This window comes from Psychrobacter muriicola 2pS, from assembly GCF_904846535.1.
GTDB classification, from domain to species: Bacteria; Pseudomonadota; Gammaproteobacteria; order Pseudomonadales; family Moraxellaceae; genus Psychrobacter; species Psychrobacter aquimaris.
The window spans coordinates 47,244-63,474 of sequence record NZ_CAJHBC010000005.1; the positions used below are offsets into that span (position 1 = coordinate 47,244).

The 16,231-nt window shown below is 44.2% G+C and carries 13 protein-coding genes and 1 pseudogene; 8 read left to right on the forward strand and 6 right to left on the reverse strand.

Annotated features, from left to right (window positions below; genetic code table 11):
* Positions 1 to 206 precede the first annotated feature (206 nt).
* Entirely contained in the window at positions 207 to 1,094 is an 888-nt protein-coding gene (locus JMX93_RS08825; protein WP_443556829.1) for an energy transducer TonB, read from the forward strand.
* 126 nt (positions 1,095 to 1,220) lie between these two features.
* A complete protein-coding gene (locus JMX93_RS08830) occupies positions 1,221 to 2,096 on the forward strand; it encodes a mechanosensitive ion channel family protein (protein WP_443510173.1) in 876 nt (291 codons plus the stop codon).
* 17 nt (positions 2,097 to 2,113) lie between these two features.
* On the opposite strand, the gene ybeY is transcribed toward JMX93_RS08830, so the two are convergent.
* Entirely contained in the window at positions 2,114 to 2,728 is a 615-nt protein-coding gene (gene ybeY / locus JMX93_RS08835; RefSeq protein WP_499204474.1) for an rRNA maturation RNase YbeY, read from the reverse strand.
* Positions 2,729 to 2,879: 151 nt separating this feature from the next.
* Complete coding sequence (locus tag JMX93_RS08840; RefSeq protein WP_443557333.1) at positions 2,880 to 3,962, reverse strand: PhoH family protein; 1,083 nt, start codon at positions 3,960 to 3,962, stop codon at positions 2,880 to 2,882.
* Between the two features lie 617 nt (positions 3,963 to 4,579).
* Here JMX93_RS08840 and JMX93_RS08845 point away from each other — a divergent pair.
* Positions 4,580 to 5,890, forward strand: a complete 1,311-nt coding sequence (locus tag JMX93_RS08845) for an FAD-dependent monooxygenase (RefSeq protein WP_499204475.1) — start codon at positions 4,580 to 4,582, stop codon at positions 5,888 to 5,890.
* 8 nt (positions 5,891 to 5,898) lie between these two features.
* Here the strand turns inward: JMX93_RS08845 and JMX93_RS08850 are convergent.
* Positions 5,899 to 6,012 (reverse strand): annotated as a pseudogene (locus tag JMX93_RS08850) (hypothetical protein); the annotation flags it as partial.
* Positions 6,013 to 6,017: 5 nt separating this feature from the next.
* Here JMX93_RS08850 and JMX93_RS08855 point away from each other — a divergent pair.
* Positions 6,018 to 7,286: an FAD-dependent monooxygenase gene (locus JMX93_RS08855; protein ID WP_499204476.1), complete on the forward strand. Its 1,269-nt coding sequence runs from the start codon at positions 6,018 to 6,020 to the stop codon at positions 7,284 to 7,286.
* Between the two features lie 59 nt (positions 7,287 to 7,345).
* Positions 7,346 to 8,539, forward strand: a complete 1,194-nt coding sequence (locus JMX93_RS08860; RefSeq protein ID WP_499204477.1) for a hypothetical protein — start codon at positions 7,346 to 7,348, stop codon at positions 8,537 to 8,539.
* 140 nt (positions 8,540 to 8,679) lie between these two features.
* Here the strand turns inward: JMX93_RS08860 and JMX93_RS08865 are convergent, their stop codons facing one another.
* The 3 genes from JMX93_RS08865 to nadA form a co-directional block, all read right to left on the reverse strand.
* Positions 8,680 to 9,591, reverse strand: coding sequence for a LysO family transporter (locus JMX93_RS08865; RefSeq protein ID WP_496191502.1), 912 nt, complete (start codon positions 9,589 to 9,591; stop codon positions 8,680 to 8,682).
* A 183-nt stretch (positions 9,592 to 9,774) separates the two neighbouring features.
* Positions 9,775 to 11,646 (reverse strand): L-aspartate oxidase, encoded by a 1,872-nt coding sequence (gene nadB / locus JMX93_RS08870; RefSeq protein ID WP_499204478.1) that lies wholly within the window; start codon positions 11,644 to 11,646, stop codon positions 9,775 to 9,777.
* 1 nt (position 11,647) lies between these two features.
* On the reverse strand, positions 11,648 to 12,787 hold the full coding sequence (gene nadA, locus JMX93_RS08875) for a quinolinate synthase NadA (RefSeq protein WP_193012302.1): 1,140 nt from the start codon (positions 12,785 to 12,787) through the stop codon (positions 11,648 to 11,650).
* 437 nt (positions 12,788 to 13,224) lie between these two features.
* On the opposite strand from nadA, the gene JMX93_RS08880 reads away from it, so the two are divergent.
* From JMX93_RS08880 to JMX93_RS08890, 3 genes are all read left to right on the forward strand, one after another.
* Positions 13,225 to 14,301 carry an NUDIX hydrolase gene (locus JMX93_RS08880; protein WP_226914509.1) on the forward strand — a complete coding sequence of 359 codons (1,077 nt, stop codon included), beginning with the start codon at positions 13,225 to 13,227 and terminating at the stop codon, positions 14,299 to 14,301.
* 170 nt (positions 14,302 to 14,471) lie between these two features.
* The gene (nadC, locus tag JMX93_RS08885; protein ID WP_499204479.1) at positions 14,472 to 15,332 is read left to right on the forward strand and encodes a carboxylating nicotinate-nucleotide diphosphorylase; all 861 of its coding nucleotides are present in this window, start codon (positions 14,472 to 14,474) and stop codon (positions 15,330 to 15,332) included.
* A gap of 252 nt (positions 15,333 to 15,584) precedes the next feature.
* A complete protein-coding gene (locus JMX93_RS08890) occupies positions 15,585 to 16,226 on the forward strand; it encodes a MarC family protein (RefSeq protein ID WP_083475671.1) in 642 nt (213 codons plus the stop codon).
* The last annotated feature ends 5 nt before the right edge of the window (positions 16,227 to 16,231 follow it).

Below are 16,231 nucleotides of genomic sequence, written 5' to 3' on the forward strand. Positions count from 1 at the left end.
ATTTTTGCTGGTTCAGCTTTTCAATAAATTGACCAAAGGGGATAAATAATGTGTGAGCGGGTCAAAATGAGTCGGCAACGGTTGTGCTAGCGATAGAATTCTATGTCATGTTATGATAGCGTCAGTATAAATCCTACACATTATCATAACGCTTATTACTTGCTGTCTTGTATTTATAAGCTCATATTCATAAGCTGAGACCCATTGTGGCCTATATCAAAGATTCACAAAGCTATCATTTTTCTGCGCAAGCCCCAAAGCGAAATATTAGTTTACCAGTAGCCATCGTTATCGCTGTGGCCGTACACGCAATTATTATTTTTGGTATTGGCTTTTCGATGGGTAAAGATCCTGCGGCAATGATGCAAGATGTGGCAAAAGCGCTAACCGATAATATGCAGCCAAATGAAGACGCTCACTTTATTGCTAATGCCTCCCAAGAAGGTGGCGGCACAGTAGAGGAGCAATTAAGACAAGAGAACGACCAGCTAAGTCCATTGTCTGCTGAGCAAATAAGTGAAACGCAAGATGTAATTAGCCTACAGCGTCAAGTTCGCCAACAGCAATACCAAGAAAGTTATCTGCGTACCACCTTAAGCTGGCGTCAAGCGAGCGTGGAGTCTGATAATGATAGCAAGCAAGCACAAGATGATATGATGGCGCAAGAAGAGCGTCTGCGCAAACAAATCGCTACCTTAGAGACGCAGCTGTCTCAGCGTCAGCAAGTCTATGCGACCAAATCAAAAGTAGTAACTGTCGATAGCAACTCGACGACGCGCGGTGCCGCAGCTGACTATATTAATACTTTTCGTGAGCATGTCGAACGTGTTGGGAATTTGCATTATCCCATGCAGGCACGAGCACAAGGTATCACGGGCGAAGTGCGCCTTATGGTCATCATTAGTAGTGATGGTAATATCAAAGCCATACGTCTGCTTGAAAGCTCCAACTCTACATTACTAGATGAAGCAGCAAAGCAATCGGTACGTCAAGCAGCGCCCTTTGGTAAATTTACCGAAGATATGAGCGATATTGTTGAGCTACGTTTGATACGTACCTATCGTTATAGCGACAAAGTTGACGTGACTTATTAAGGCTGTAGAGAGTAGGCGACACGATAAATAAACATAGAATATCAATGAATGCGTCATACTATTTTGACGATTACGATTAACAGATACCCAAACTTATAACACACCGCTATAGAATAAAGAGTCAGTATGGAATTTTTAGGTTTTACAATAGATGTTGCCAACTTGACCAGTAACGCATTAAGCTTGGTCATTAAAGTTGCGCTAGCGATATTAATATTCTTCGTAGGTCGCTGGCTTGCCAAAAAGGCAGTCACCGTTTCTCACAAAATGATGTTGCGTAGTCGCTTAGATGATACGGTCGCTAACTTTTTAGGTCGCTTAATCTATGGGGTACTACTGGTCGTGGTTGCGTTAGCTGCCTTAAGTAAAGTTGGCGTACAGACTACCTCAGTCGTCGCTATATTGGGCGGTGCTGCAGTAGCCATTGGTCTGTCACTAAAAGATCAGTTGTCGAACTTTGCCGCTGGCATCATGATTGTGACTTTTCGCCCCTTTGTACGCGGCGATTATGTGCAAATCAGCAGCTACACAGGGACTGTAACAGACATCACTTTGGTCAATACCCACCTGACGACGATAAACAATCACGATATCATCATCCCAAATAGTGATATTACGACTTCAGCCGTGACGAACTATACGGCGCTACCCAACCGCCGTGTCGATATCACAGTCGGTATTGGCTATGATGCCGATATCAAAACTGCCAAAAATGTGATGCTGAGTTTGGCAAAGAAGAATCCATTGGCCTTTACTGACCCTGAACCTATCGTACGCGTCACCAATCTGGGCGATAACTCAGTAGACTTAACGCTAAATATTTGGACAACCAATGCTGACTGGTGGACAATGCAGTGTGATTTGCTTGAGCAATTCAAATACGCCTTAGATGATGAGAAAATCGACATTCCATTCCCGCAGCGTAATGTCCATGTCAAAGGGTTAGATCAAATGATTAATCAAATGAGTCAAGCACAAAAGCTACCGATGACCAAAGACTAATCGCTAAAAAATCTGAACTAAGCATAAGGGTTTGGAAGGCTGAGACCTGCCAGAATCTCAATTTCAAACCTTTCCATCTCATCTTGCTCAGCCTGTCCAAGCTCATGATCAAAACCCAATAAGTGCAGTACACCATGTATTAGTAAATGGCTGATGTGCTGTGCTATTGTTTTTTCTTGCTCTGCCGCTTCACGTACTATGACATCATGACAGATGACCAGCTCACCGAGAGGTAGCGTTGGCATCAGCTCAATAATCGCGGCTGGCAGATCACTGGGATAAGATAAAATATTGGTCGCATAATCCTTACCGCGTGCTTCCAAATTTAATGCCTGACCTTCAATCTCATCGGTAATGTATATGTCTAGTACTTTAGATTTCTCTTGCCATAGCTCAGGGTTGATATCTACAAAATAGGGTAGCGTTAGATCCTCTTTAATGCGCCCATCGATATAATCCAGCGCTGCCATCATCACAGACTGTAAGTGCTTACGACTGTAAAACGTATCGAGTATGTCATCGTCAATGCTACTGGTTGCACTGATATCAAGTGCCGCCAAGCTGGCATCATCACCAGCAAACTCATTTGCATCATTGTTGTCAAAACTGTTGTTAACGTTCTCTTGGGTCATGCCATTATCCTTTTACTTTATTGTAAGATGGGGCGCTTAACTATCTTATATAACTCATGATTAGATCTAAAAAACTCTAGTCGTAAAAAACCGGATTACTGACAGCAATCCGGTTTTCTTATTTTGAAATGAATGTGCTAAGACAGCTCGCTTATCGTTTGGCTGCTGCATCAGCAATGGCTTGCTTGCGCTCTTGCTCTTTCATGCGTTCAAGCTTACGCTTTTCTTGTAGAGCAAACTGTTCATCATCAAAGACGTCATAAGCTTCGACGATTTTTTGCACCAATTGATGGCGCACCACGTCTTTTGAATCAAACTTAGTGATATGAATCTCTTCAATTCCACTCAAGATATCCATCGCTTGTGCCAGACCTGATTTACTGCCGCGTGGTAAATCGACCTGCGTAATATCACCAGTAATCACTGCCCGCGAGCCAAAGCCTAAGCGAGTCAAAAACATCTTCATTTGCTCAGGTGTGGTATTCTGCGCTTCATCCAAGATGACAAATGAATTGTTCAAAGTACGCCCACGCATATAAGCGAGCGGCGCAACCTCAATGATTTGGCGCTCAAGCAACTTACCGACTTTCTCAAAACCGAGCATTTCGTATAGAGCATCATATAGGGGACGCAGGTACGGATCGATTTTTTGGGTCAAATCACCGGGCAAAAAGCCCAGTTTTTCACCCGCTTCTACGGCAGGACGCACCAGTAAGATACGCTCGATCTCGTTGCGTTCAAGCATATCGACTGCGCAAGCGACAGCCAGATAAGTTTTACCCGTACCAGCAGGGCCAATACCAAATGACACATCAGAGCTTAAGACGTTTTTTACATAACTTTGCTGGTTGCCACCACGTGGAATAATCTTGCCTTTGCGTGTGCGCAGGCTAATCGGGGTAAAGTCGCTTGCTGGGCTTAAGGTCTCTTCGTCATCTGCCAATTGTTCATCGGCTTCGATATCTTCATCCCGAGAGATGCTTGATTGAATGATCAGATGCAGCTCTGCTGCGCTAATGTCTTTGGTGTTTTGTGCTTCATCTACTAGCTTATAAATAATACGTTCACCGCGCTCGACACCTGTCACATCACCACTCAGGCAAAAGTCACCTTGACGCTGCATGATTTTGATATCGAGGCGTTCTTGGATATATTTCATGTGATTATTATATTCACCCAGCACGGTTTTGAGCTGTGCTGGTGTCAATGATTCAAACTTTATACGGCGGCTCATGGAATCAGTCAAGCGATTATCCTTTTATTATGTACCCCAATGCTATGATTTGGTTTTGATTGCATTGGGGGTTTAAGAGATAAAATGGTCGGTCGTTATTGTCTTGGCTTTATATTACGGAGATAGAAATGACGGTAGAGTTATTATTTGTTTTATGAGTGATGATAAGTAACGGTCTTGCCTTTATTATGGTCGATAGATTTTAAATTTCAAGCCATACGTCGAACAGATGGCACTGTTTTTGTACGACGATTGCAACCGCTGGCATAGTTTTTCGATATTTATATTTTCATGTCCATTTTTGAGTGAGTTACGGCGTTACAAATAACGTTTAGAGCGTTATAAAATCAAGCGTTTCAGGTATACGTTTTGGCTACTGTTAAGGCCACAGAATGAGGGGTAATTTGTGGTAATCTATGGGGGATATCATAGTACTTCGTCGCGAGGTTTAAAAGATGAATAAAATGATAAAGGCGGATGAAGGTTAGGGCGTATGACGCATTCGACTAAGGCTATGCCTATGTATGAATGTTTAATACGCCCTAAAAAATTAAGATAATTCTAGCGACTATTCATCGCTGATAGTGCGCGCCCAACAGAGTATATTAGGAATAATAATGATGCAAAATACTGATGTGAATTTATCGAATGCTAAAAACACGTTTAAAAATACAAAGGCAATCACTGAGCAGCAAGTCCTCATCGCTGGTGGTGGTCATGTGGGATTGTCCTTTGCGCTGTTACTAGCGCATCACGGTATTGCTAGCACGTTATTAGAAAAAAATAGTTATCCAACCATCAGTCCAAATGATGACAGTAATCGTAACCATTATTTAGACAGCCGCAATACAGCACTGTCACGTCGTACGGTACAGATTTATCAAGAAATTGGTTTATGGGATGAGTTGCAAAGTCATGCTTGTCGTATCGATGCGGTACAGATTAGTGAGCAAGGCAGCTTTGGGCGTGCACAATTAAACAAAGCTGAAGAGCGGGTCGAGTCATTTGGACAAGTGATGGAAAATGCGTGGCTCGGACGTAAGCTTTTATTAGCTGCGCAACAAGAGCCATTAATCACTTTGATTGATAATGCCAATGTCATCGCCGTGACACAACAAGCAGATGGGGTGACGCTCAGCTTTAACTATTATGGTGAAGAAGAACATGAGCAGCAATTGCAGGCCAGCGTTTTGGTCGCTTGTGATGGTCGCGATTCGACCGTGCGCCAATTATTAAATATTGGCACGACCACTTATGACTATCAGCAAACGGCTATCGTGGGTGTGGTAGAAACTGACAAAGCGCATGAGCATGTAGCGATTGAGCGTTTTAGTCCAGCAGGGCCACTGGCGGTGTTACCACTGACCGATCCAGACGGTGATGGCAATGATGACTATCAAAATGGCTATAGACGCTCGGTGGTTTGGGTCTGCCCAAAAGGTGAAGAAAATAAATACTTAGCAGATGATGCGCATTTTTTAGCGACATTGCAGCAAGCCTTTGGTGAGCGTGCAGGTAAGTTTGTCGCTGCCGGTCGCCGTGGCGCTTATCCACTGACACGTGTACTGGCAGACAAGCAAGTAGAGGGTCGCTGTGTCATCATGGGCAATGCCGCCCATACCTTGCATCCTGTCGCAGGACAAGGTTTTAACCTTTGTATGCGTGATGCTCATGTGCTGGCACAAATGATGAGCGCGCAAGTGCTAAAGGGCGAAGACATCGGCAATACGCAACTGTTAAAACGTTATGAGAAAGCGCGTCTAAGCGATCAAAAACGCGTCATTCGATTCTGTGATGCCGTCGTACATGGTTTTACCCATCCTAACCCAGCCATCAAGTTGGCAAGGAATGTGGCCTTGGTTGCCTTTGATAAACTGCCAAATATTAAGCCACTAGTTGCTAACTACGCGATGGGGTTAAAGTCTTAGTTTGCCACATCACAGGCATCCCAGCCCAAATCGTCCATCTCTTTGCGGCTCATTGGCAAATAAGGCGCAGGCTCATAGCAGCTCGCCCAATGTTCTATACGATTGCACTTAAATGTAGGAATAACTTATGAAAAATAACCATACGCTGATTATCGGTAGCGGTATTGTTGGGGCAACGCTTGCTCTAAAACTGGCGCAAGCAAAAATGCCTGTGACGTTAATTGATGCCCGTCCTGCACGTGATGACTCAGAGTGGCAAGAAGTGTTGAAGCAACGAGACGCTCGGGTCTACGCATTGAGCTTGGCCAGTATTAACTTACTCAACGATATCGGTGCGTGGCAAAAGATTGCTGCCTCTGAGCGTAAGGCAGACTACTCACAAATGCAGGTGTGGCAACTCAACGGCATGGGCGAGCTGTTATTTGGCGATAGCGGTGACAATTATTCTAACAGTCATTTACCGAAAATGCTTGGCAGCATGGTCGAGCCTGCCGTCATTGAACATGCGTTATGGCAACGCCTGTATGAAGATGATGTCAGTGACTATCTAACTGTTATCGCTGGACATAAAGTTATCAATATGGATTGGCTGGGTGCAGAGCAAGGCTACCGTGTGACTTTAGACAATCATACTGCTATCGATGCAATGCTGCTGGTCGGTGCTGATGGTCGTGGCTCATTTGTGCGCCAGCAAGCGGCGATCGGGCTGGATACACTCGATTATAATCAAACCGCTATTTGCTGTGCGATTCACACCGAAAAACCGCATCAAGCAACGGCGCGCCAAGCGATGTTGCCCACAGGTACGCTAGCATTATTGCCGTTAGCGGATATCACTGATGCAGATAAAGCCAATCCACAACATTGGCAGTCGATCGTGTGGACATTACCACGCAATCAAGCATTGGCATTGATGGGAGAAGATGCGCGCGTCATTGCTGATAAATTGGCTGCTGCTAGTAACTATGAGTTAGGTGCTATCACTCAAATTGAGTCAATCGCCAGTTTTCCACTGACCGCGCAACAAGCTAAAAGCTACGTCGCGGATAACTTAGTTTTGATCGGTGATGCGGCGCATGGTGTCCATCCGCTGGCAGGTCAAGGGTTAAACCTAGGCATGCTCGATGTACAGACTTTAAGCGAGCAATTGGCACATGATTTTGAACGTAGTGGTGGAATCAGTTGGGGCAGCAATCAAACATTGCGTAGTTACGAGCGTTTGCGCCGTCCGCATAACAGTCTAATGATGCACAGCTTTTCCGCCCTTAACTGGCTATTTGCAGGGTCGCTTGCCCAATCACGTCCTATTCAACAAATTCGTAATGAAGGTATGTATCGCGTTGGCAAAATTAAGCCGTTGATGCGCTTGTTTGCTAAGCAGGCGAGTGGGGTTTAGCTGCTTAATATTAGACCAATAATAGTTTATTTTGAAATAAATATCCAAAGGCAAACCCCATGTTAATCCCTAAATACTGGGCGCAATATAAGCAGCGCTTTGAGTTATCAGTAACGGCTAATAGTTTTAATTCTAAACAAGCAACTATTAAACGTTATGGTTGGTCAGATATCAGTCCAGACGAGGCGCTAAGCCATGCCAAAGCGCGAGTAGATGACGCCCATAAGCGCTGGCTGGCAGGTGAAGATATCTTACGCCGTGAGCGTAGGGAAGAGTATAACGAAGGCAATGGTATTCCTATTCGTGAAGAGATTGTTTCTGAGCATAATTTTCCAGAAAATGAATTATCCATTAATAGCGCAGCAGTGACGAAGCTTGTCGTTACGCGTAACAGTTACGGCGCACAAGTCGCCAACATTGATAATATTGCCATTATTGATGTCGATAATGGTGATTTATTGCGTCACAAATATCCTGATGACTATAACCATCATGGCTTTATGTCTGCCTTTCTCGTTAATCAAAGCAATCCATCAACCAAAATAAAAGTTTGGGCTTTTGTCTTTGTCTTTATAATTATTGCCAGTGTCATCGCTTGGCTAGGACTATCATGGTTATTGCTGTTAGTGGTTATGATTGGTGCGACCGTCTATTTGTGGCAGCAAGCCAGTGCAAGAGACAAAGCCCGTGCACAAAAATATGCCGATGATGCTGCCTCGTTACTGCCTTATATGACGGATTTAATCAAAAAACGTGTTGCCACTTATCCTACCGAATGCTTTCGTTTATATCAAACGCCAGCAGGATGTCGCATTATTGCCACTCACAATACCATTGCGCCAAGTGATGAGTTGGTCGCTGAGTGGTTTGAGTATTTCCATGCGGATGCCAATTACGTACGTCTCTGTCAGGTGCAACAGTGCTTTCGAGCGCGGCTCACTGCCAAGCCATGGCGCATGAGTGAGGTTGAAAATAATAAGTTGGCTAAAGATATCCCCGCTAAGAATTTTTGGTTTGCTGAGGATAATACTTTTGATGATACGGATGCACAACACCGCAAAGATTTAGAGGCACGGAAGCAGTGGATTATCCACTATGATAAGTATGCTAAAAATTATCGCGCCTGTCGTTATGTTGAGACTTTTTCTGGTAGAAATTTTGTCAGTGACAGCATAGTACAAGCCAGTATTGATACTTTTGTGCGCTGGCATGATAGTGCTTGTCAGGTGGATAAAGAGCTAGAGATGGCTTAATAACAATCCCGTTATTTAACCAGTTTATCGTTGAATATATCTATATAAAAAATAGCAAATATTAATCTAACATTTATAGTATTGGTCATTTATATAGAAAAAATTACCAGTCTTTTATTATGGTTCACTCATGCAAATTATTACCCCAACGCCGAAAACACCACCATCAGCACTGGTGAGACGATATTGATAATAAAGCCAAAGCTAATCGCTAATGGCACGACTTTGAGACCGCCAGATTGTTGAATAATAGGTAAGGTAAAGTCTAAGCTGGTCGCACCGCCCAGTCCAACTGCTGCTGATGGGTATTTACGCATAAACACGGGGATAAATATCAACGCAAAAAACTCACGTACCAAGTCATTAAATAGGGCGACACTGCCCCAAACCGCGCCATAAGCATCGGTCATGACGATTGCTGATAGCGAGTACCAACCAAACCCTGACGCCAGTGCCAAGCCTTTGGTCCACGATACTTCACTGAACATCAGCGCAAATATTAAGCCGCCAACCAATACAGATAGTGTAAAGATAACGCTCATCTCAACGCCGCGCTTATTGAGTAAGACTTCTTTTAGGGTAATGCCCGAGCCTTTTAAGCCAATGCCGACCAGCAAAATTAATATCATTAACATCACCGTCATCGTATTTTCAGGCGGCATATAATTGTCTGGTAGGAAATAACCAATCACCATACCAATGACCACACAAATGACTTGAGCGAGGCTACCACGGATACTCACGCGATGTTCTTTAGATTTTACGCTGGGTTTTTTGGCATGCCATGGGCGCAGTCGGTCAAACAACATCAATGCAAATAACCCAGTACCAATCGTCAATATCGATAATATGGTCACATAAAGAGCAATTTCGCCTATCTGACTGCCAAGCCCTTCAACTTGTGAAAGCTCAATACCAATCAGCGCTAAGATGATAAATACCAGATAAGATAAACCTTTATCCGCAAGCTTTGTCATGGTTGGGTGAGAGGGAATGGCAAAGCCAATAAACATTGGCATTAATACCAGAACAAGGGTAACTAAGCTTTGCATGGTGGTTGGCTCGCAGCGTTTTCAAAGGCATTTTTAAGAAGCTGCAGATTGTAGCATATCACCGAAACAATACTGAAAATATAGGGGTAAAAATCATAATGCCCTTACAGCTTGCAAGCAAAACAAACCAAACTAGTGGGTGTCTGATAACACTTGACTCTGAGTGATCAGTCTCACAGCACTTTAATCTACTGAGTGGTAACTATTTTGAGGGTTTTTTATCGACTTATCAAAGTAGATGCATTGCTTATAAGATAAATTGAGTGGTGACTCAATCACACTGGTTCGAGGTGTGGATGCCAAATGCGGATAGTCTTGACGATAGTGACCACCGCGACTCTCATAACGCTGATAAGCCGACTGAATAACCAATGTGGCTAATTGTAATTGTCGTCCTAATTGAAATAGTGTCAGCTCATCAGTAGTGATAGTGTCAACTAGAGTACTCACACTGGACTGATTTAACTTGGTTTTTTCAAGCCACTGTTGCCATTGCTGTATCTGTATTAATATTTGCTCTAATGATTCGGCATTTCGAGTGATACCCATATAGGAGGTCATTAAAACTTTCAATTCTGTGACTATTTTGCCAGCATGATCGTTGGTAACGATATCAGCGTCATCACAATGAGGTAAGTTAAATAGAATGATAGGAGAAGAAGGTAGCTTAATAGTTTGAATATCTTTAAGCGTTGGTGCTGTCCAAATGGTGGTTGCTGATAAATTCGAGTGCTCATGACTGGCAACCGGATCTAGATTTTCTAATGCTTTTAAATATCGTGGTAAGTCAGCGGCGATATTGCGCCCAACCACCACGCATTCTAAAAGTGAATTACTCGCCAAGCGATTCGCACCATGCAGGCCAGTATAGGCGACTTCACCTGCGGCATATAAACCTATCACATCGGTCAAACCATTGGCACACGTTACCACGCCGCCACAACTGTAATGAGCGGTAGGGGCGACTGGAATAGGATCAGAGGTGATATCGATGCCGAGATTTAATAACGTTTGATAAATCTGCGGGAAGTGCTCTCGTAAAAATTGGTCTGGCAAATGACTGACATCTAAATGTACGTAGCCAAGTCCATTATTATTGATCTGCTCAGCGATGGCGCGAGCGACGATATCGCGTGGTGCCAATTCTGCCCGCTCATCAATGTCCAACATAAAGCGCGCACCAGTTTGCGGACAGGTCAGTCGTCCACCTTCACCGCGTAGTGCTTCAGATATCAAAAAACTACTGCCTGCCACTGCTAAGCCCGTCGGATGAAACTGGATAAATTCTAAATTTGCTAAGCGACAGCCTGCTTGCCATGCCATCATCACACCATCGCCGACACAGACATTTGGTGCACTGGCTCGCTTGAACAGTTGTCCTAAACCGCCACTGGCTAAGACGACGGCGTGACTATGAAAAGTCAGTTGTCGCTGATTGCTATGGTCAAAAACTTGCGCCCCTTGGCACTGGTTATCACTATTTGTTAAAAGCCTCAGCGCTTCATGATCAGGCAAAATAGTGATGTTGGCAGCGGCTTGCGCCTTTATCGTCAAGGCTTCCATAATGTGTCGACCAGTCGCATCATCAGCATGCGCGACTCGCCTGCAACCATGCCCGCCTTCTTTGGTTAAATGTAAGTCAGCAGTTTGTAGTTCGGTCTGTAGTTTGGTGAAAGGTTTTGCATTATATTTTTGCGGTATTTGGGTAAAAGGCACGCCTTGCTCACACAACCATTGGACGGCTTGTTGCCCCGCACTTAAAATGCGACTGGTATTGTCAGCTTCGCATAACCCTGCGCCAGCGATTAGAGTGTCAGCGATATGATCAGCGACAGAATCCTCTTTATCCAAGCTTGCCGCGATACCACCTTGGGCATAATGACTGGAGCAAATCTCCAAGGCGGCTTTGCTCAATACGGTAATATTCAGCGATTTTGGTAACGCTAGAGCCGTGCTGAAGCCTGCTAATCCCGCGCCAATGATAAGTACGTCAGTTTGTAGCATATCATCAGAGCTAGGGGCACTTAATGGCTTCGCGGTAAGTGCCGCGCTCATGTTAGGCAGCCCCGACATTGGCAAACAACTCGCGGTCTTTGACAATATCGCCGCTCGCTGTCACGCGTTGTTTTTGTGATTCGGCAAAATCAAGCATACGTTGCAAGGGCTTTTTAGCTGAGATTGCCAGCTCAGGCGTCATTAATACTTCGCCGCTATTATTCACCAAACATTGCTCAATACCTTTTAGACCATTCATTGCCATCCATGGGCAAAACGCGCAACTCTTACAACTGGCACTTTCACCAGCCGTCGGCGCAGCTAAGAAACGCTTATTTGGCGAGCGCTTTTGCATTTCGTGCAAGATACCCAAATCGGTCGCTACGATAAAGGTATCGGCATCCATCTCATAGGTAGATTGCAACAGTTTACTGGTCGAGCCGACCACATCGGCGAGCGCTACTACGCTGTCGGGGGATTCTGGATGCACCAAAACTTTGGCGTCTGGATGATCCTCTTTTAATTGCACCAGCTCGGTCGCTTTAAACTCGTTATGTACAAGGCACGAGCCTTGCCAAAGCAGCATATCTGCGCCAGTCTCTTTAGCAATATATTTACCCAAATGGCGATCAGGACCCCAAACAATTTTTTCACCATTAGCATGCAAATGGCGAATGATATCGATGCCAACAGATGAAGTCACCACCCAGTCAGCACGGGCTTTGACGGCGGCACTGGTATTGGCGTAAACAACGACTGTACGCTCAGGATGGGCATCACAAAATGCAGAGAACTCGTCAGCAGGGCAGCCCAAATCAAGCGAACACTCAGCTTCTAGGTCTGGCATAAGTACCGTTTTTTCCATACTTAAAATTTTTGCTGACTCGCCCATAAAGCGGACACCAGCGACTACTAAGGTCTGGGCACTGTGCGCTTGCCCAAAGCGTGCCATCTCAAGCGAATCACCCACGCAACCGCCCGTTGCCAATGCCAAATCCTGAATAAAGGGATCGACGTAATAATGGGCGACCAATACCGCATTATGCTCTTTTAATAGCTGTTTGATGTTTTCCTCGACCATGAGACGTTCAGCCCGTGGCAGGTCTGCAGGGATTTTAGCTTTGGCATATTCAATATTCATTTGTGTTGCAATGCGATTGTCATTACTCATGATGGGTGCGTCGTAAGGATAAGTTTTCATAGCTGCAAACCTTTTAGGTAGTAACGACAAGCAATATGCCGCTAAAAATAAGTCAATGAATACCGCTGGCTAATCAGATATATTAATTATGCTCATTTTGAGCATAAATACAAGCGTTTTTTATCACTTGATTGCAAAATGATATTTATTTGTACAGAATTTTCCTCATGATTCTCTTCATGATCTTTCGCATTTATTTTTTCAGTTTCCTATATTTACATCGGCAGGCTATGATAGTTTTAGATTCAAGCTATACTGGGCATTGCTATAGAGCTCAACTGTGATAGCGTTCTTATACCAAACGCCAAAAATACGATTAGCTGTGTCAAAATCGCTTAGCCTACAATGCGTAGTACTTGCACTCTTTTTCCTTGCTACTCTAATTTTTGTGAATGGTATTATTATGTTCTTCAGTACCAAGGATAATCATTAAAGTCATGACGTTGTCTTATTCACATGCGCATCAGCAAGGTAGTGGCACCACAGAAGTTGTCGCTGTGCTAGTCGCCATTACTGAGCATACCGCTCGGGTCTTAACCGTTGATCAAGGTAAGCTGTTACCCAATGGTCCATTGATGCCATTGCATCGCTCACTGCAAGCTGGCGTGCACCAATGGGTTGAGGAGCAAACACAGCAACCACTTGGTTATTTGGAGCAACTCTATACCTTTGTCGATACCAATAGGCGCAACGTTGATGGTCATGCACTGGTGTATGTGAGCTATTTGGGACTGGTACAAGAGACACAAACGCAGCAGCTGCAAAGCCAAGCATTGTGGCGCGATTGGTATGATTACTTTCCTTGGGAAAATCATTTGGATGGTATACCTAGCATCATTATGAATCATATTGTACCGGCATTATTAAGCTGGGCAGATAGCGCTAAGGATTCAGGCATTCAGCAGCGCCGCCGTCAGCGTATTGGTTTATGTTGGGGTGTAAGTGAAGCGCTCTTAGTGGGTGATATGCCCACAGGTAAAAATGCGAATAATGAATACACAGCATATGAGTATTATGAAAATAGAGAGTGGGTCGCTGAGCATGTGTTACTGCGCTATGAGATGCTGTATGAAGCGGGACTGATACCAGAAGCACCGAACTATCCACCCAGCTATTCGATGAATCATCAAAGCGCTCATCAATCGAGCCATCACAGTAAGCTACCTGAAAACTGGTCACAGCTCATTGGTGTGCCGATGTATTATGATCATCGCCGAGTGATTGCGACTGCTATGTCACGGCTGCGAGCTAAAATTGAATATCGACCGCTTATTTTTGGCTTGATGCCAGATGTGTTTACCTTGTCACAATTACAACAAAGCGTAGAAGCGCTCTCAGGAGTGCGCTTGCACAAGCAAAATTTCCGTCGTTTGCTAGACTCACAAAAACTTGTGACGGAGACCGGGCAGAGTAGTAGCGCCCAACGTGGTCGTCCTGCCAAACTTTATCGCTTTCGTCATGATATTGAACTACAAAGCTTATTGATGGATAGTAAGTTGCCTAAGCGTAAATAGGAGGCAATAAACTACCTTGCCATATTTATTTTGATAACTATAAAACCTTGTCGGCTGCACAAAATGCTGACGGTTCCTTGCGGCGCTGTTAACTTTACGCTATATTTATGCTCATTTTGAGTTTAATTGCATAAGCGGATATCAACGTCACGTTTATATAAGGGTTAGAGATGACAGCTAAAAAAGAACCAGCATTGGATGACGTATTGCTTAGACCTTTGGTTGAAGCTGCGCTAACTGAGGATTTGGGCAGACGCGGGGATGTCACATCACAAGCCACCATTCCAGCCGATATGCAAGCGAAGCTAGAAATTAAAGCGCGGCAAGCAGGCGTGATATGTGGTATGGATTTGGCACGTTTATCGTTTGCTCTGGTTGATCCTCAGATTGAGTTTATAGCTCAAGTTGCTGATGGTGAATGGGTTGACGCGGGTACAGTTTTGGCTAGTGTTCGTGGTAATGCCCGCCATTTACTGACAGCAGAACGTACCGCGCTCAATTTCATGACTCACTTGAGTGGCATTGCGACAGATACGAGAAAAATTGTAGATAGTGTGGCAGAGTATCCTGCGCAAATTACTTGTACACGTAAGACCATTCCAGGCTTGCGCATTGTACAAAAGTACGCGGTACGCTGCGGCGGCGGGCGCAACCATCGTTTAGGACTGGATGATGCTATTTTAATCAAAGACAATCATATTGCCATCGCGGGTGATATAAAGACTGCGATTAGACAAGCGCAAAACTTCGCTGGGCATTTAATTCCCATCGAAGTAGAAGTCGATACTTTAGCGCAACTAGAGCAGGCATTAGACGCTGGTGTGAGCTTGGTGCTATTAGATAATATGTCCCCTGAAATACTAGCGCAGGCAGTAGCGATGTGTAAAGGTCGCGCGAGAACAGAAGCTTCAGGCGGTATTACCCCTGAAACGGTGCAAGCAGCGGCAAAAACGGGTGTAGATTTTATTGCTATGGGTTATTTGACGCACAGTACCACGGCATTAGATATCGGTCTTGATTTCAGTGCATAATGTTCAACATGCCTTTTTTAACCGTTAGTCTTCATCAGCTTATCTACCCGCCAAATGACGGTTGACTGGTCAATGTTAAGTATCTGTTTTTATAGATAGTCTGCTGTCAGAAAGTTAAGCAAAGTTAATGATTTAATTAGCTTATCTGCCTATGATACAATGACATTTTCAACCAACTATTGGGTCATCGTTGTACTTGCACGATGACCTTATCTTTTTGCCCGATTTGACTAATAGACAAGCGAGCGCTCAGTGAATACTGAAATCATCAAGATAATCTTAGCCTTTATGGTACTGATTAATCCCTTTAGCGCTTTGACGTTATTTTTGGATTTGACCCGTGGTTATTCGATGAATAATCGACGCAAAGTGGCGCGTGTTGCTTGCTTGACGATTTTTATTACTATTAGTTTCTTTACGGTAGCAGGCGAGACATTACTAAAAGCACTTGGTATTTCTATCGGCTCATTTCAGCTGGCAGGCGGTATATTGGTGTTTTTGATTGCTCTTAACATGATGAATGGCGACGGTAATCCCGTGAAGCCTGATCAAGAAAACTTCGATGTTGACCATGTGCAAGACGCGCCGCCCACCATGGCAGCAGCGGTTGTGCCGATCGCTATTCCAATGATGATTGGACCGGGCGGTATCTCGACGGTGATTATTTATTCTTCACAAGTCTCTGGTATTTTGCAGGTATCTGCCATATTGATTGCTGGTTTATTTATCAGTTTGTTTTGTTACCTAGCATTGATGGCGGCAGGTCGTATCAGTCGTTTGTTAGGTGATACTGGGCTAAATATTATGAGCCGAATTATGGGAATGTTATTGGCGGCAGTTTCTATCGAAATTATCGTTAATGGCTTACGCACTTTGTTTCCTGATTTAGTGTAAAAACA